Annotated in this window: 15 protein-coding genes; 4 read left to right on the top strand and 11 right to left on the bottom strand. The window is 54.9% G+C overall.

Annotation, left to right across the window (positions count from 1 at the left end; all coding sequences use genetic code 11):
• Positions 1–5: 5 nt before the first annotated feature.
• From DACE_RS04485 to DACE_RS04455, 7 genes are all read right to left on the bottom strand, one after another.
• On the bottom strand, positions 6–620 hold the full coding sequence (locus DACE_RS04485) for a Maf family protein (protein WP_005998671.1): 615 nt from the start codon (positions 618–620) through the stop codon (positions 6–8).
• Entirely contained in the window at positions 610–1,953 is a 1,344-nt protein-coding gene (trmFO, locus tag DACE_RS04480) for a methylenetetrahydrofolate--tRNA-(uracil(54)-C(5))-methyltransferase (FADH(2)-oxidizing) TrmFO (RefSeq protein ID WP_040366241.1), read from the bottom strand. Before trmFO ends, DACE_RS04485 begins: the two co-directional genes overlap by 11 nt.
• A gap of 120 nt (positions 1,954–2,073) precedes the next feature.
• Complete coding sequence (gene topA / locus DACE_RS04475) at positions 2,074–4,506, bottom strand: type I DNA topoisomerase (protein WP_005998667.1); 2,433 nt, start codon at positions 4,504–4,506, stop codon at positions 2,074–2,076.
• A gap of 100 nt (positions 4,507–4,606) precedes the next feature.
• Positions 4,607–5,077, bottom strand: a complete 471-nt coding sequence (locus tag DACE_RS04470) for a DUF494 family protein (RefSeq protein WP_005998666.1) — start codon at positions 5,075–5,077, stop codon at positions 4,607–4,609.
• Between the two features lie 25 nt (positions 5,078–5,102).
• On the bottom strand, positions 5,103–6,194 hold the full coding sequence (gene dprA, locus DACE_RS04465; protein WP_005998664.1) for a DNA-processing protein DprA: 1,092 nt from the start codon (positions 6,192–6,194) through the stop codon (positions 5,103–5,105).
• An 87-nt stretch (positions 6,195–6,281) separates the two neighbouring features.
• Positions 6,282–7,271 carry a LysM peptidoglycan-binding domain-containing protein gene (locus DACE_RS04460; protein ID WP_040366192.1) on the bottom strand — a complete coding sequence of 330 codons (990 nt, stop codon included), beginning with the start codon at positions 7,269–7,271 and terminating at the stop codon, positions 6,282–6,284.
• Between the two features lie 112 nt (positions 7,272–7,383).
• Entirely contained in the window at positions 7,384–8,061 is a 678-nt protein-coding gene (locus DACE_RS04455; RefSeq protein ID WP_005998659.1) for a tetratricopeptide repeat protein, read from the bottom strand.
• A gap of 238 nt (positions 8,062–8,299) precedes the next feature.
• On the opposite strand from DACE_RS04455, the gene DACE_RS04450 reads away from it, so the two are divergent.
• The 3 genes from DACE_RS04450 to DACE_RS04440 are packed head-to-tail and all read left to right on the top strand — an operon-like array spanning position 8,300 to position 10,892.
• Positions 8,300–9,562, top strand: coding sequence for a peptidase U32 family protein (locus DACE_RS04450; protein WP_050769967.1), 1,263 nt, complete (start codon positions 8,300–8,302; stop codon positions 9,560–9,562).
• A gap of 12 nt (positions 9,563–9,574) precedes the next feature.
• Entirely contained in the window at positions 9,575–10,432 is an 858-nt protein-coding gene (gene nudC, locus DACE_RS04445; protein ID WP_005998657.1) for an NAD(+) diphosphatase, read from the top strand.
• 10 nt (positions 10,433–10,442) lie between these two features.
• Entirely contained in the window at positions 10,443–10,892 is a 450-nt protein-coding gene (locus tag DACE_RS04440; protein ID WP_005998654.1) for an Hsp20/alpha crystallin family protein, read from the top strand.
• On the opposite strand, the gene DACE_RS04435 is transcribed toward DACE_RS04440, so the two are convergent.
• Positions 10,873–11,397, bottom strand: a complete 525-nt coding sequence (locus tag DACE_RS04435) for a thermonuclease family protein (protein WP_005998652.1) — start codon at positions 11,395–11,397, stop codon at positions 10,873–10,875. The genes DACE_RS04440 and DACE_RS04435 overlap by 20 nt on opposite strands.
• Positions 11,394–12,302: a cysteine synthase A gene (cysK, locus tag DACE_RS04430; protein WP_005998651.1), complete on the bottom strand. Its 909-nt coding sequence runs from the start codon at positions 12,300–12,302 to the stop codon at positions 11,394–11,396. Before cysK ends, DACE_RS04435 begins: the two co-directional genes overlap by 4 nt.
• A gap of 247 nt (positions 12,303–12,549) precedes the next feature.
• Between cysK and DACE_RS04425 the strand changes: the two genes are divergently transcribed.
• Entirely contained in the window at positions 12,550–14,346 is a 1,797-nt protein-coding gene (locus tag DACE_RS04425) for a methyl-accepting chemotaxis protein (protein WP_081449940.1), read from the top strand.
• A 176-nt stretch (positions 14,347–14,522) separates the two neighbouring features.
• Here DACE_RS04425 and DACE_RS04420 read toward each other — a convergent pair whose 3' ends face one another.
• Both DACE_RS04420 and trpB read right to left on the bottom strand, forming a co-directional pair.
• Entirely contained in the window at positions 14,523–14,951 is a 429-nt protein-coding gene (locus DACE_RS04420) for a YkgJ family cysteine cluster protein (RefSeq protein ID WP_005998646.1), read from the bottom strand.
• Between the two features lies 1 nt (position 14,952).
• Complete coding sequence (gene trpB / locus DACE_RS04415; protein WP_005998644.1) at positions 14,953–16,134, bottom strand: tryptophan synthase subunit beta; 1,182 nt, start codon at positions 16,132–16,134, stop codon at positions 14,953–14,955.
• Between the last annotated feature and the right edge of the window lie 11 nt (positions 16,135–16,145).

Below are 16,145 nucleotides of genomic sequence, written 5' to 3'. Positions count from 1 at the left end.
TCCCGTCAGGCTGAGGTGTCGTCGGCAAACAGCGCCACGGCACCAAGTTGAATCAGATCGCTGATAATTTGAGACAGGGGCAAACCGACGACACTGGTATAACTGCCGTGGATAGCAGTGACCATAAAGGCACCCAGCCCCTGAATGGCATAGGAACCGGCTTTGTCTGCCGGTTCACCACTGGCAATGTACCCCTCAATCTCCCGGCCTGTCAATGGCCGGAACCAGACCTCGGTGATCTCGCAGCGTACAATGTCTTCCTCGGTTTCACGGTCGTGAATGGTATACGCCGACATCACCTGGTGGCTGCGTCCCGACAGCATCTGTAACATGCGCCGGGCGTCGTCATGGTCGGTGGGTTTACCGAGGATCTGTTGATCACAGACGACAATGGTATCACTGCCGATAAACCAGCGGCCGTCAATGTCGCTGCGGTTGGCGACGTCGAGGGCTTTGTCGCGGCTGAGGCGGCGGACAAACTCTTCGGCGGATTCGCCTTCAAGACGGTCCTCGTCAATCTGGCTCGGCACCACCTGAAAATCGATGCCAAGACCGGCGAGCAGTTCCCGGCGGCGTGGTGAAGCAGAGGCCAATACGATATTGGACGTGTCAGGCGTCATGGAACACTCCTTTGAGCTGTTGAAGCCACTGTTCCCAGGCCTCCAGAGCGCGGTCGGCCATAGCCAGACGACGCAGAGCCCGTTTCATCTTGCGTCCCTCTAATGGCGGGAACAACCCGTAGTTAACGTTCTGTGGTTGAAAATGGTCCGGATCGCTGTCGCGCAAGTGTCCCAGCAGCGCGCCGCAGGCTGTTACTGCTGCTGGTAGCGGCAGAGTTTTGCCAAGCAGGTCGCTGGCGGCAATCAGTCCAGCGAGATAGCCGCAGGCTGCGGATTCGACATAGCCTTCAACGCCGGTGATTTGTCCGGCAAAATAGAGGCGGGGATCGCTGGTCAGTTGCAGGCGACCGTTGAGGCAACGTGGCGCATTGATAAAGGTATTACGGTGGACACTGCCGAGGCGTTCGAATTCGGCCTTTTCCAGGCCCGGAATGGTCCGGAAGATACGTCGCTGCTCTGGGTAAGTGAGTTTAGTCTGGAAACCGACGATGTTGTAACTGGTGGCATGGCGGTTGTCTTGGCGCAGCTGGATCACCGCATAGGGCTCCTTGCCGGTGCGCGGATCGGGCAGGCCCACCGGCTTCATCGGTCCGAAGGCCAAGGTCTGTTCGCCGCGCTCGGCCATCTCCTCGATGGGCATGCAGCCTTCGAAGTGGATCATCTTTTCGAAGTTGTGGGCCGGAACCTTGTCGGCCGCAATCAGTTCGGCGACAAACGCCTGATACTGTTCCTTGTTCATCGGGCAGTTCACGTAGTCGGCATCGCCCTTGTCGTAGCGTGACGCACGCCAGGCCACGGAAAAATCAATGGAATCCGCAGTGATAATGGGGGCGATGGCATCGTAGAAATAAAGGCTCTCTTCGCCGGTGATTTGGGCAATTTGTGTGGCAAGGGTGGGTGACGTCAGCGGCCCGCTGGCAATGATAACCGGACCCTGCTCAGGGAGCGTGGTCACCTCTTCGCGCATAAGAGTGATGTGCGAGTGGGCGGCGATTTTGTTACCAACCCAGTCGCTGAAGGCTTCACGATCCACGGCCAGCGCACCACCGGCCGGGACAGCAGTGGCGTCAGCCGCTTGCATGAACAGGCAGTTGGCGCGGCGCAGTTCCTCTTTCAAGCAGCCGACGGCATTGTTCATACCGGTGCCGCGCAGGCTGTTGGAGCAGACCAGCTCGGCCAGCCCTTCACTGTGGTGTGCTGGGGAGAACTGGATGGGTTTCATCTCAAGCAGACACACGTCGATGCCGAGTTCTGCAGCTTGCCAGGCGGCTTCGCAGCCAGCCAGACCGCCGCCGATGATGGTAAGTTGTGGAGTTTGGACGGATTTGGTCATGAGAGGCATGATGGGTTGTCCTTTATTGCCGCAGGCTGACAAAAAAACGTGTGCCGCATCAGGTCTTGGCGACGGTCAGCGGCACACGTTGAATCGTTTGAACAGGGATGCGGAAAAGAATTAAGTGTCTTTTTTAGTCGTCTTTTTCGCCGGAGCCTTCTTTTTGGCGGTTGTCGTGGTTTTTTTAGCGGTCGTTTTTTTGGCCGGTGCCTTTTTAGCGGGCGCCTTTTTGGCGGTTGTTTTCTTTTTTGCCGCCGCTTTGGTTGGTTTTTTCTCTGGCGGGATGACCGTCACTTCCCAGTCACAATTTTCCTGCGGGCATTTGTGTACCGTGCCGTAACGTTTGGTGGTTTTCTCCACGGTTAGCTCAAAGCCGCATTTGGGACAGGGCTTTTCCATGGGCTGATCCCACAAGGCATATTTGCATTTTGGATAACGGTTGCAGGAGTAGAAGATTTTGCCGTAGCGGCTCTTCTTCTCCATCAGCTCACCCTCTTTGCATTGCGGGCAAGTGATGCCCAGTGCCTTGGGTTTGACCAGCGGCTGAATGTTCTTGCAGTCAGGGTAGGCGCTGCAGGCGAGGAATTTGCCGTAACGGCCCATTTTGATCAGCATCGGCGCACCGCATTTATCGCATTTCTCCTCGGAAACTTCCGGTTCCTCCTGATCGCCACCTTCCAGAGGTTCGGTATGGCGGCAGTCCGGGAAGCCGCTACAGGCGAGAAATTTGCCGGAGCGTCCCAGTTTGATCACCAGTTCTTTGCCGCACTCCGGGCAGATCTTATCGGTCTTCTCGGTGGTTAGGTCGGCTTTGGAAATTTCCTGCTCTTTTTGTTTGAGCAAGGTAACAAACGGTTCCCAGTACTCTTTCAGCAGTGGTTTCCACTGCTTTTCACCACGGGATACCGCATCGAGTTCTTCCTCGAAATTAGCGGTAAAATCGTAATCAACGTATTTGGTGAAATGGTTGGACAGCAGATCATTGACCACCATGCCGACATCTTCCGCGTGGAAGGCGCGTTTTTCCAGGCGGACGTATTTGCGTGTGACCAAGGTGTTCATGATCGACGCGTAGGTGGACGGACGGCCAATGCCGTATTCTTCGAGAATTTTGACCAGACTCGCCTCGGTGTAGCGTGGCGGTGGCTGGGTGAAGTGCTGGTTGGGCGTGATCTCTTTGCTCGCGACACTCTCCTGCTCCTGCAGGGGGGGCAGCATACCGTCCTGCTCTTCCGGCTCATTGCCTTCATCGGTGCCTTCGATATACAGCTTCATAAAGCCGGGGAAGCGGATCACCTGGCCATTGGCGCGGAAGTTATGCTGTACGGCACCGCCTTGGGTGGTGATGTCTACAGTGGTGGCGTCGAGAATGGCCTGAGCCATCTGCGAAGCGACGGTGCGCATCCAGATCAGACGGTAGAGCTTGTACTGATCCGAGTTGAGGGCTGCCTTGATTTTTTCCGGATGGTTGGCGATCGATGTTGGACGGATAGCCTCATGGGCTTCCTGGGCATTTTTAGCGCGGCTTTTGTACACACGTGGCTTGGTCAGGGCATATTGCTCGCCATAGATCGAGGTGATCACGTCACGCGCTTCGCTTGTGGCCTGTTCCGACAGGGCCACGGAGTCGGTACGCATGTAGGTGATCAGACCAACGGCACCCTGCCCGATATCAATCCCTTCATACAGTTTCTGGGCGACGGTCATGGTCTTGCGCGCCGAAAAGCCCAGCTTGCGGCTGGCTTCCTGCTGCAGGGTACTGGTGGTGAAAGGAGCGGCCGGAGAGCGTTTTTTTTCCTTGCTGGTGACTTTGGCGACCTGCAGCGGCAGAGCACTGATCTCTTTGACAAGTTGTTCAGCCGCTTGCTGATTTTCAATATGAAATTTGTCGAGTCTTTTGCCGTCGATGGCATTGAGTTTTGCTTCGAAGGATGCTCCACTATTGTTGGCAAGCTGTGCTTCGATACTCCAGTATTCACGCGATTCAAACGCCTGAATCTCTTTTTCCCGCTCGCAGACCAGGCGCAGAGCCACCGACTGGACGCGACCGGCGGACAGGCCGTAGCGGATTTTTTTCCATAAAAACGGTGACAAAGTAAAGCCGACCAGATAGTCGAGGATCACCCGCGCCTGTTGGGCATTGACCAGATCACGAGAGATGTGATGTGGCTCGGCCACGGCCTTAAGAATGGCTGGCTTGGTGATTTCGTGGAACGTTACTCGCTTCACTTTGGGTTTGTCGCTGTTTTCGTCAATCCCCAACGCCTCAAGCAGATGCCAGGCGATGGCTTCTCCCTCACGGTCGAGGTCAGTGGCGAGGAGCAGTTCTTCACATTTGGCCACTTCTTTGGTCAGCAGTTCGATGTGTTTCTGACTCTCGGGCAGGATATGGTATTTGGGCACGAAGCCGCCCTCGACATCGACGGATCCCTGTTTGCTGGGCAGAGCGCGGATGTGGCCGTAGGACGCCAGTACTTTGTAATCCTTGCCGAGGAATTTCTCGATGGTTTTTGATTTTGCGGGTGATTCGACGATAACCAGTGAACGTGCCATGAAATGTCCTTGAAGCGGTCTGTAATTTTCCGGCTGGCCTTCATTGGCGCCGGTACAAATAAAAAAGCTGCCGGTGGTTCACCCGCAGCCCGTTGTTGTTTCAGTGATAAAGCCTGTTCCAGTCATCTTCAAGGATACAGTCGATCTCTCTGGACCCATCATATTGAAGGCTGGCAAACATGGCCAGAATGGTGATCGATTTTACATCGTCCAGGGTGCTTACTTCCCCGTCATTCTGGCAGGCTTTGAGGATGATCTCCTCTTCGAGCTCCGATGTCAGGATTCCCGCGGTGCGTAACTTGACCAGGAACCCTCGTGCTTCACGGGTCAGGCATTGCCTTTCCTGTGGGGCGTACACGCGGATCAGTGGTGGTGACAGGAGCATCTGGTCCGTTTCGGGCGGTTGCTGCAGGGTGACTTTTTCCATCCACGAAAAAGCGGCGTTGATCTCTTCCTCTTTGAACCCTGCTGACAGCAGTTCCTCGACAATTTCACGCTCGCTGGAAAAATCGTGTTCGTTCATAAAATACTGGGCAATAATACCCACAATGATCAGCACACGTTCGTTCAAAAAAACACCTGTCGAGGTCGTGGTTTCAGGATGGAAATGCCCGAATATAGTGCCCTCCGGGCAGCGATTGAGCGAGGCCCAGAAGCTCCAAGTGCAGCACGATAGCCGAAACCTCCATAGGTGTCAAGCCACTTTCCGTGGCCAATTTGTCGAGATGTCGCGGGGTTTTACCCAGTTTTCTTAACACCATATCCTGGCTGTTACTCAATGGGGGTACGGTAGGTTCATTTTCCTCCACGGCGATGTTGTGCTCTGTAAGACCAAAGTGGTCAAGGATATCCTGTGGTTGGCAGACGAGTGTTGCGCCGTCATGGATCAGTTTCAGGCACCCGGCAACCTGGGAATCGTAAGGTGGGCCGGGTACGGCAAACACGTCGCGCCCCTGCTCGAGGGCAAAGTCCGCAGTTATCAGCGAACCACTTTGCAAGGCGGCTTCGATAATCACCACTCCCTCGCTGAGGCCGCTGATGATGCGATTACGACCGGGAAAGTTGCCGGGCTTTGGCGCGGTGCCGGGTGGGTATTCGGAGACAATGATACCTTTTTCACCGATCTGCTCAAACAGATGGCGGTTTTCTTTGGGGTAAATCAGGTCGATGCCGCAGCCGAGCACGGCAATGGTGGAGCCTGGCCCTTTTAAAGCGCCACGGTGGGCGGCACTGTCAATGCCGCGGGCCAGACCGCTGACAATAGTCAGGTTGTGTTGCGAAAGGGTGTGGGCAAGTTTTTCCGTCCAGCGTTGACCGGCTGGGCTGCAGCGTCGCGAGCCGACCAGTGCCAGAGTGCGTTTTTCCGGCCACTGCCCACGCAGGTAGAGCAGGGCAGGTGGATCACTGATATGACGTAATGCCTGAGGATAGTCGTCATCCCATAGGCTGGTCAGCCGCACATTCAATTGATCCAAGCGGGTAACCGCTTTTTGAAAGGTTGGATCCTGTGCCTCGGGTGGTGTGCCGAGGGACTTGCTTTTGACTTGGGCATGCTCTGCCCAATGCTGCGGAGATACGGCTAGAGCCGCTTCGGCGCTGCCGTAATGATGGATCAGTTGAATCAGGCGTTGTCGGCCCAGTCCGGCAGTCAGGTGGAGACGTAACCAAAAAATCTCTTGCGGAGTCATCGTGTGGGTCTTTTCTAATGTTGAGGACAAAAGAAAAGGATTGGCAATAACGCCAATCCTTTTCTCAGTTTTTTTGCTCTGAGGTCTCTATTCCATCTCAGTGTAAACCAAGTCACCGCGATAGATCGGTTCAGCGGACTTGAGAATCACTGCTGCAGATGATTCAGCATCGGTCTTCACCACCAGGGCGCGACCAAGCAGGGTGTCGGGGAGAACAATGTTGCGATCCTGCAGGGCCAGCTCTGTGGCCTGGCGGGGGCGGACAATGGTCATCATGTTGCCGACCTCAAGGCCGTCAGTAGTGCCGAGGTCGATGTAGAAAATATCGCGTTGACCCAAGGCCATTTTTTCTGGGTTGGCGGCAATAATACAGCCCTCCAGAGGGGTTTCCGCACGTTTGAGAACAATGGTAGATGAGTGTTCAGTTACGGGCAACAGAATGTCGCCGCGCTCAATTTCGTTGACCGCTTTGGAAATCGTTCCCGAGTAGACCTGCTCATGGGCTGCAGTCAGCTGCAGCGCACCGCGGTAAATAATTTGAAAGCCGAGGTTGGCACCGGTCTGGGGGTGGATCACCGGATCGGCCAGTTTAAAAATTTGGTATTTGTTGCCGATGGCCGCTTGCTCGTCACTCATTTGCAGAAAGACGGTGTCCCCTTGGGTCATCATGATGCGGTTATCCACGGTGTCCACCAATCGACCGACATTTTCCAGGCGGTCATTGCTGATGAAGCTGTTCAAGTCACCGGCGGTGGTAAAGGTGATCTCTTCCACCGGCTCCGGCAACGGTTCAGCGGTCGGCTCTTCAACAACGGGTTCATCTTGAGGATATTCGGGCAGCAATTCAATCCGTCCGTCGTAAATGGCCAGTTTCTGCCCGGGATAGATCAGGTGGGGATTGCGGATGAACGGGTTGTTGGCCCACAAGTTCGGCCAGTACCAGGGGTCAGTGATGAACCGTTTAGAAATTCCCCACAGGGTGTCCCCTTTCTGAATGGTATAAATACGGGGATTGTCCTGAGCAATGGCAACTGCCGGAAGCAAAAGCAGGCAGGCCAGAATTATCAGTTTGTTCATCCTCATGGTGATCTCCTCTTGTGACATCGCATCGAACGGTTGTCGTCGGGGCACAATTATTTGTTATGTCCGGTCGGCAGGGGTGTGTCAACCTACTGACTTAAAAGATACACTATTCTTCCAAGCTGGCCAGTCCGGCATTAGCTTTCTTGGCTGCAGCACTGTCCGGGTAATTTTCGATCAGACGGTTGAGCGCAGCCTGGGCGTGCTGAGGTTGGTTGGTTTTTTTTAGAAGCACCGCCATACTATATAATGCCTCAGAAGCTTTGTGGTCATCCGAGTAATGACTGACCACCTCCGCAAAATGGCTCAACGCCTGCTGGGTTTTTCCCTGAGCCTGCTGTGACTGTGCCAGTCGAAAGCACGCTGTTGCTGCAAACGGGTTTTCCGGATAGAGGCGTAAAAATTCGCTGAAGCCGTGTTCCGCATCTGCGTAACGTTCCTGGGTATAATCGGCAAAGGCTTGGCGATAAATTTCCGTGGCCGAAGGTTGTGCCGTGGTTGTGCCTGCCGGGGTCGAAGCGGTTTCAGCCTCAGTTCCTGCCGGTTGCGATCGGGATTTCAGTTGCTCAATATCCTGTTGGATGGTATTGAGCAGAGTCTGGTTGGCATCGATTTGGCTTTCCAGGCGAGTGACCAGCCCAGTAAGGCTGTCGATTTGTTGTTGCTGGGCCTGGACCTGACGCTCCAGAGGGCGGGTGAAGGAACTGCTCTGAGGAGAAGACGCCGGAGCACATCCATAACTCAGCCAAAGGGAGCATAGGGCAATTGTGGCAAGAGAACGACGCATGTCAACGGTCCTTCACATCGAGAGAAATAGAAAAGCAAAATAATGCAAAATATTCTAATATTTATAGGCTTTTTGTCCTCTTGTCAAGGAGGAAACCCTTTGGCATGCGGGTGATTTTATTCTGAAAATCACGTATGCTGACGATCCGAATAAAGGACATGGTCTGTCCGGGAGGCGAGTTTTGTCTGTCCCGGCAGAAAAAATTTTGTCGACCCGAATAAATCACATGGAAAATGCAATGAATAAGGTTGAATTGCTGGTCCCGGCTGGCGATATGGATAAATTGAAAATAGCCCTGCGCTTCGGGGCGGATGCCGTGTATGTGGGGGGGCGCCAATTCGGCCTGCGGGCGGCAGCCGGCAATTTTGATCTTGATCAATTGCGCAAGGCCATTGACCTGACCCACCAGCAGGGCAAGCGCATTTATCTGACCCTCAATGCCTATCTGCGACCGGAAGATCTGGCAGGCGTCGATGGCTATCTTGAAGCGCTGCGACCGTTGGCGACTGACGGCTACATTGTCTCTGACCCCGGTGTGCTGATGCGGGTTAAACACATCGATCCTCAACGTGAGATCCATCTGTCTACCCAGGCCAATACCACCAATGCCGAAAGTTGCCGGTTTTGGCAGCGCCAGGGGGTGGAGCGGGTCAATCTGGCTCGGGAACTCAATATTGATGAAATTCGCCAGATTCGACGAGGCAGCGATATTGGATTGGAAGTGTTTGTTCACGGGGCCATGTGTGTTGCTTATTCGGGTCGCTGTCTGCTGTCAACGGCGCTGACCGGGCGTAGTGCCAATGAAGGTGCTTGTGCCCAGCCGTGCCGCTGGAATTATGCCTTGGTGGAGGAAACCCGTCCCGGTCAGTATTTCCCCATCGAGGAAGATGGTCGCGGAACCTATATTATGAACAGCCGTGATCTATGTCTGCTTGATCATGTACCGGATCTGATCGAGGCCGGGGTCGACAGTCTGAAAATCGAGGGCCGTATGAAAACCCTCTATTATGTAGCAGCGGTGACACGGATTTACCGGGCAGCCATTGATCGCTATCTGGCCGATCCGGCCAATTACCAGTGTGACCCGTTGTGGATCGAAGAGTTGGATAAGGTCAGTCATCGCCCCTACACGACTGATTATCTGCCTGCGGATGACGCTGCGGTCCATACGGAAGATTCCCGCTATCGGCGCACCCATGATTTTATCGGCGTAGTCCGTGAGGTTGCCGGTGATCGCGTTTTACTCGAAGGGCGCAACCGTTTCAGTATTGGTGACACGATTGAGTTGATCGGGCCACAGATGCGCCAGGTGACGTTTACCGTGCCACCGTGTCAGGATGAGCAGGGTGAGCCCGTGGCGGTGATCCAGCCCAATGCCCGGGTGTGGATGACGATTCCCGGTACGGTTGCTGTTGGAGATTTGCTGCGCCGCGAAAAAAGTCAGCCCGGCTGGACCGTCGCTGGATCAACGTCAGATCCGTTAGAAAAAAAACCGATATAAAGAAGGACTCTCATGTTTTCACAACCTTTTCTATCCCCAGTGGATTTGCCTTTTAACTGGAACAGCCTGGCCGGTGGTTTTGAACTTCACGGACCACTTCAGGATCCGGGTGGCGCAGGCGTGTTTGTTTTGCTGGTTGGCTCGACGTTATTATTGACTGCCGACACGCAATTGCCGCAGCAGCTCCCTGTTGATCTGGAGCCATCGCCTCTTTATATCGGCCAGTGGCACGGCAAACCGTGTCGCGTTGTCCGCCTTCCCGCCGGTCAGGAGCCGGTGGCGGGTTTGGTGGCTTACGACCTGCAAGCCGATGACCCGGATCTGCCTCTGGCACTCCTCTCACTGGGGGTTTTGGCTCAGCAGTTGATGCGCTGGCAGAAAAACAGTGCCTATTGCGCCAACTGCGGCGGTGCTTGCGACTGGAATGGTGATGGGTGGGGACGGCAGTGCAGCGCTTGTCAGCGGCATCACTTTCCGCATATTCACCCCTGTGTCATTGTCCTGATTCGTCGTGATAACGAGTTACTGCTGGTGCGTAAGGCCAATTGGGTGCCAGGGCGTTACAGCCTGGTAGCCGGGTTTGTTGACAGCGGCGAATGTCTGGAAGATGCCGTGCGCCGTGAGGTGCGAGAGGAAACCGGGGTTGAGGTGGACAATATCCGTTATGTCGGCAGTCAGGGGTGGCCCTTTCCCAGCCAGATCATGGCCGGCTTTGTCGCCGACTATGTCGGTGGCGAGGTGAAGATTCAGCTCTCCGAACTGGAAGACGGAGGGTGGTTCCCGATGGATCGGCTGCCGCGTTTGCCATCGCGGCGCAGCATCGCGCGCTATTTAATTGATACCTATGGAACTGCAAATAAAAACGGTTGAGGATGGTGCTATGAACGAAAACAGCCTGTTGACGACCCTGCAACAGCAACAGGGTAAGATGGAGGAGACGCTTAATCAGGTCGATCGCGGCATAATTGACCCGGTCAACACGACTGGGATGTGGGAACCGGCGGTGGATGTCGGTGTTGACGGTGATCATCTGGTGATCTTGATGGATCTGCCCGGGGTTTCCCAAGAGCAGATTGGCATTCGTCTCAACGACGACTGTCTGATTGTCGAAGGGCAGCGTCAGCCCGCCTCAGAACACCTGCGTCTGCAGCGGCAGGAGTGTCCGGATGGTCGTTTTTCACGCAGTTTATATCTGCCGCCGGGCGTGCGTTCCGAGCATCTCAGCGCCCGTTGCGAACAGGGGGTGCTGCGCATAGAAATTCGCGGGTTAACAGCGGAAGATCAGGTGCGTGTCGACGACGAGCAACGAGTTACGACCGGTGCTTGGTGACGCGCCATAGCCCGCGCTGTTGAGTGCGGGCTTTCTTTTCCAGGGTGAGAAAGTTTTCTTTTTCAGAAAAATCAAAGCGGCGGTAGACAATAGCCTGCCCCTCTTCAAGCAACAACTGATTGAGCATACGGCCATCCGGTAGCCACACATAGGCCAGCAAGCGACCATAGCGGTCAAACCTTTCTTCGCCGGTCTGTAATTGTACCACCTGATGCAGGCATAACTCTTTAGTGCGCTGGCGTGCCGACTGAGCCACATGGCGCAATGCCTGCCAGTCGCAACTGCCGAGGCGCAAAAATTTCCAATCCCGATCCGACTCCTCTTTTTCCGGGCAGTCGATGCCGATCAGTCGGACAACGCCCACGCCATCAACGGTGATAGTATCGCCATCGCCGATCCAGCTAACCTTGCCGTAGTGTTCGGCGGCAGCCTGCGAGAGGACACCACCGACCAGAATCAGCAGCAACGCAATCGTTAGCTGAACAGATAGTCTGCGGTATCTCATGCGTCAAAAATATCCATCGACAGATAGCGCTCACCCGTATCGCACAATGTTGTGACCACGCGTTGCCCAGACTTGAGTTGTGCCGCGACCTGTTGGGCGGCAAACACATTAGCTCCGCTGGAAATACCGACCAGTACCCCATGCTGTGCCAACTGGCGGGCACATTCGCGGGCCTGGTCCGTTGCCACTGTTATGACGCGGTCGATAAGGTGTTGGTCAAGGACCTCGGGGATAAACCCGGCACCAATGCCCTGAATGCCGTGAGGGCCGGGAGCCTTCCCGGACAAGACCGCAGAGTCCTCAGGTTCGACGGCAATGAGAGCGATGTCGGTATTTTGGGCTTTCAGATAACGGCCAACGCCGGTGAGGGTGCCACCGGTGCCGACGCCGGTGACAAACGCGTCAAGTGCACCGTCGAGGTCCCGATAGATCTCCGGCCCGGTGGTCCGTTCATGAGTTGCCGGATTTGCCGGGTTGGTAAACTGTTGCACCATGAACCAGCCGTTTTCATCGCTCAAGGCTTCTGCCTGGTCAATGGCGCCACGCATCCCCTTGGCGCCCGGTGTCAGCACCAGATCTGCGCCATAAGCTTTGAGCAGACGACGTCGTTCCAGGCTCATGCTGTCAGGCATGGTCAGCGTCAATTGATAACCTTTGCTGGCACACACCAGAGCCAGACCAATTCCTGTATTGCCACTGGTTGGTTCAACCAGGTGGGCACCTGGCTTGAGCAGACCGTCCTGCTCGGCCTGTTCGATCATGCCAAGGGCAATGCGGTCCTTGACACTGCCGCCCGGATTGGCGCTTTCCAGTTTTCCCCACAGTTCTGCACCTTGAGGTGCCTCCAGAAAAGGGAGTCGAATCAGCGGCGTGTTGCCGATCAGTTGCAGTAGGTCGGTTTTCATAAATGAACTCCTGTTTTTATGACTTTTCTTGAGCATACCAAGCGATACGGCCTCTGTGTATGGAAAAAATGCTTTTCTGAGTAAAAAGATCAAGAATGAGCTGCCTGGTGAAAAAATTGTCTTATGTGGCTGATTTACAGAAAGAAAATTAATTCGATCCTGGTTGCGCACTCATCCATTCCTAACTACAGTAATAAAAAATAACAGCAACATTAGAGCCGCAATTACCACATGAGTTCAGGAGGATATGATGCGCTGGACGGTAAAAAACAAAATGACTGCTATGGGAATCTTGGTTTTCTTTGGGCTGCTGTTTATGGCGACCATGAGCTATAGAACGAACGTTTTTTCTGCAGTTTCAGCTGATCAGCTTGAAGTGCGTACGGAGCAGCTTGAGCTGCTCAATGATTTTAACGAGCAATTGTTGATTCTTAACCTTGCCGCGATGGATGCAATCGTTGATAAAGCGGATCGGCGGGTTGCATCTGATGTGCTTGGAGAGATCAACACCTCCAGCACATTTTTACAGGGGCATCTCAATGAGTTGCTGGCGATCGCGGATCATCCGGATGAACAGCCGCTGGTGAAGCAGATTCAACGGGATATTTCGGCATTGACACCCTTAGTCGCTGAGCAGCTGGTTCAAGCGATCGCTGCGGGCGCCGATGACACGGTGTTTGCTCGGCTTGACGATCAGATCGATGCGGGACTGGGCAGTGTTTCCACAGATCTTGGCCAATTGATAGCCGCCGTTAAAGAAGAATCGGCAGAGGCAACCGTTGCCTTACATGGACGTCTTGATTCAGCCAACGTTTTGTTGTTTTGTGTTGCGGCAGTGATTCTGATAATTCTTGCTCCGGCAGGTTTTTTGTTTGCGCGAAGTATTATCCGGCCTCTGGGACAGAGTGTTTCAATGTTGGCGGAACTGGAAGCCGGGCACCTGGAGCGGCGGCTCAATGTGAACAGCCGTGATGAACTCGGCGATATGGCGCGGGCCATGGATGCCTTTGCCGACAGTTTGCAGCAGGATGTGGTTGCCAGTCTTAATCTCCTGGCTCAGGGCGATTTGCGTTTCGAGGTGGTTCCGCGAGACAGCCACGATGCCTTGCGAGGTTCGGTCAAAAAAGTAGCCGAAGACCTACAACGTCTCCTTGAACAGATTCAGCAGGCATGTGAGCAGATCGCCACCGGTGCTGGTGAGGTGTCGGATTCGAGTCAGGCGTTGTCACAGGGGGCAACGGAGTCGGCCAGTTCAGTCGAAGAGATTTCGGCATCCATGAACGAAATGGCATCACAAACAAAGCACAATGCCGAAAATGCCGGGCAAGCCAACACGCTGTCGATCGACGCGCATCAAGCCGCACAGCAGGGTAGTGAACAGATGGCACAGATGGTTGCGGCCATGGCGGATATTAATGATTCGGGGCAAAGTATCTCGCGGATCATTAAGGTTATTGACGAAATTGCCTTTCAGACCAATCTGCTGGCGTTGAATGCCGCCGTCGAGGCGGCCCGTGCCGGACAGCATGGTAAAGGATTTGCCGTGGTCGCCGAAGAGGTGCGCAACCTGGCGGCACGCAGTGCCAAAGCGGCAAATGAAACCTCTGAACTGATCGAAAGCTCGGTGAAGAAAGCAACCAACGGTGTTGAGATTGCCGATGTGACTTCAGCTAAGCTGGATGCCATTGTGCAAGGCGTCATCAAGGTGTCCGATCTGATTGGCGAGATCAGTGTCGCCAGTACTGAGCAGGCCCAAGGCATTGCTCAAGTAAATCAGGGGTTGGGACAGATCGACCAGGTGACCCAGCAGAATACCGCCAGTGCCGAACAGGGGGCAGCGGCCAGTGAAGAGTTGTCCAGTCAAGCTGAGCAGTTACGTCAGATGGTGGCCCGATTTAAACTGAAGGAAAACACCAGAGCAACATTGCGTGGTGCGCCTGCCGTGCAAACAACAGCGGCCATGAGCAAACGATCTGATCGAGGATCGGTGGCCACAATGTCCCTGCACATCAGTCCAAACGACAAGGAAATCAGCGGATATTAGCGAATGGCGTACATTATATGATCGTGTTCACTGCGCGTGTTCAAGACTTTTGTTTGAAATAACCTTAAATTTTAAAGGTAGGTTTGTTCGGCCTTGTTTCATCCGGCCTTGGTTGCCGACGCATCGATTGGTGGTGCTCCTTAGGCTCAAATTGAATGAAAAGCGGCTCCCATCCGTCAGGAATGGGAGCCGCTTTTGTTACGCGCTTTGCGCAGATGCGTCTCAAAGGGAACGCCTTCTGTTATCTTGTAGCCACATCCCGGTGGCAGTGCACCTCCACAGAAGAAGATCCCTTTATGGGGGAAATCACGGCACAGTTGCGGTCGCTGGTCATAATCGTGACAGCGGTTGTCCGCGCCGAGTTTGGTGCAGTTGAATACCAGCAGCCCTTGACGGTCGCGACCGCAGATCTCAAAGCGGTTAAACTCGGGATGATCCTTGACTAACCGTTTGAATGCTCGGTGTGAGCGGAGCCAGCGGCGCGATTGTTCGAGTTGCAGACGACGGCAACACGCCCCGCATTGACGGCACTTGCCAGTGAGGATCAGCTCTTTTCCTGTCAGGCGCAGGCGCAGATGACGCCACCAGCCGGCGATGGAGATCATGTTAAAGCTGCAACCGTTCCGCGACGAAGTCGATATCCTTGTCGCCACGACCGCTCAGGTTGATCAGCAGCTTTTTGCCGGGGCGCTGCGGAGCAATGCGCATGGCATAAGCCAGAGCGTGGGCACTCTCCAGCGCCGGAATAATGCCCTCACAGCGCGACAGGGTGACAAAGGCATTGAGACAGTCGTCATCACTGGCCGTTTCGTACTGGACCCGGCCGATATCCTTGAGGTGGCTGTGTTGCGGACCGACCCCCGGATAGTCGAGACCCGAGGCGATGGAGTAAACCGGCAACGGTTCCCCCTCGTCGTCCTGAAGCAGATAGCAGCGCATGCCGTGGAGGACACCCGGCTGGCCTTTGGTCAGGCTGGCGGCATGGTTCGGGGTGTCGAGGCCATGTCCTGACGGTTCGACGCCGATAATCTCGACAGATGTATCATCAAGAAAAGCAGTGAAGAGGCCCATGGCGTTGCTACCGCCACCGACACAGGCGATCAGGGTGTCGGGCAGGCACTCATATTGCGTCAGAAACTGTTCGCGTGCTTCTTCGCCCACCACTTGCTGGAAGTCTCGTACCATCTGCGGGAACGGATGGGGTCCGACCACTGAGCCGATGGCATAGAAAAAGTTCTGCGGATCGCGCAGGTATTCTTCAAAAGCGCTGTCCACGGCATCCTTCAATGTTTTTGTGCCGCGCTCAACGGAGACGAGGCGTGCGCCCATCACCTTCATGCGGGTGACGTTGGGGGCCTGCTTGGCAATGTCAATGCTGCCCATGTGGATTTCACAGTCAATACCGACCAGAGCACAGGCCGCGGACAAGGCCACGCCGTGTTGCCCGGCACCGGTCTCAGCGAGAATCTTGGTCTTGCCCATCTTCTTGGCCAGCAACGCTTCACCGAGACAATGGTTGATTTTGTGGGCCCCGGTGTGGTTGAGGTCTTCCCGTTTCAGGTAGATCTCTGCACCGCCGAGTTGTTCGGTGAGGCGGCGGCAGAAATACAATGGACTGGGGCGACCGACATAATGGCGCTGCAGGTCCGCCAGTTCCTGTTGAAAAGCCGGATCGTTGCGAATCTCTTCATACGCAGCGGCAATGTCATCCATCACCTGCTTGAGTTCCGGCGGCAGGTACTGACCACCGTAGGCGCCAAATTGGCCGTTGCTGTCGGGCTGGGTCATCAAATAACTCC

The organism is Desulfuromonas acetoxidans DSM 684, assembly GCF_000167355.1.
Classification (GTDB): domain Bacteria; phylum Desulfobacterota; class Desulfuromonadia; order Desulfuromonadales; family Desulfuromonadaceae; genus Desulfuromonas; species Desulfuromonas acetoxidans.
Note: the sequence above shows the minus strand (reverse complement) of the source record. Positions and strands in the feature narration are given on the sequence as shown.

Excerpts from the sequence above, each read along its gene's own strand:
- cysK (WP_005998651.1), bottom strand. The coding sequence starts at position 12,302 with ATGAAAACCGACCTACTGCAACTGATCGGCAACACGCCGCTGATTCGA.
- DACE_RS04455 (WP_005998659.1), bottom strand. The coding sequence starts at position 8,061 with ATGCGTCGTTCTCTTGCCACAATTGCCCTATGCTCCCTTTGGCTGAGT.
- DACE_RS04425 (WP_081449940.1), top strand. The coding sequence starts at position 12,550 with ATGATGCGCTGGACGGTAAAAAACAAAATGACTGCTATGGGAATCTTG.
- nudC (WP_005998657.1), top strand. The coding sequence starts at position 9,575 with ATGTTTTCACAACCTTTTCTATCCCCAGTGGATTTGCCTTTTAACTGG.
- DACE_RS04450 (WP_050769967.1), top strand. The coding sequence starts at position 8,300 with ATGAATAAGGTTGAATTGCTGGTCCCGGCTGGCGATATGGATAAATTG.
- DACE_RS04435 (WP_005998652.1), bottom strand. The coding sequence starts at position 11,397 with ATGAGATACCGCAGACTATCTGTTCAGCTAACGATTGCGTTGCTGCTG.
- dprA (WP_005998664.1), bottom strand. The coding sequence starts at position 6,194 with ATGACTCCGCAAGAGATTTTTTGGTTACGTCTCCACCTGACTGCCGGA.
- trpB (WP_005998644.1), bottom strand. The coding sequence starts at position 16,134 with ATGACCCAGCCCGACAGCAACGGCCAATTTGGCGCCTACGGTGGTCAG.
- DACE_RS04420 (WP_005998646.1), bottom strand. The coding sequence starts at position 14,951 with ATGATCTCCATCGCCGGCTGGTGGCGTCATCTGCGCCTGCGCCTGACA.
- DACE_RS04440 (WP_005998654.1), top strand. The coding sequence starts at position 10,443 with ATGAACGAAAACAGCCTGTTGACGACCCTGCAACAGCAACAGGGTAAG.
- DACE_RS04485 (WP_005998671.1), bottom strand. The coding sequence starts at position 620 with ATGACGCCTGACACGTCCAATATCGTATTGGCCTCTGCTTCACCACGC.
- topA (WP_005998667.1), bottom strand. The coding sequence starts at position 4,506 with ATGGCACGTTCACTGGTTATCGTCGAATCACCCGCAAAATCAAAAACC.
- DACE_RS04460 (WP_040366192.1), bottom strand. The coding sequence starts at position 7,271 with ATGAACAAACTGATAATTCTGGCCTGCCTGCTTTTGCTTCCGGCAGTT.
- trmFO (WP_040366241.1), bottom strand. The coding sequence starts at position 1,953 with ATGACCAAATCCGTCCAAACTCCACAACTTACCATCATCGGCGGCGGT.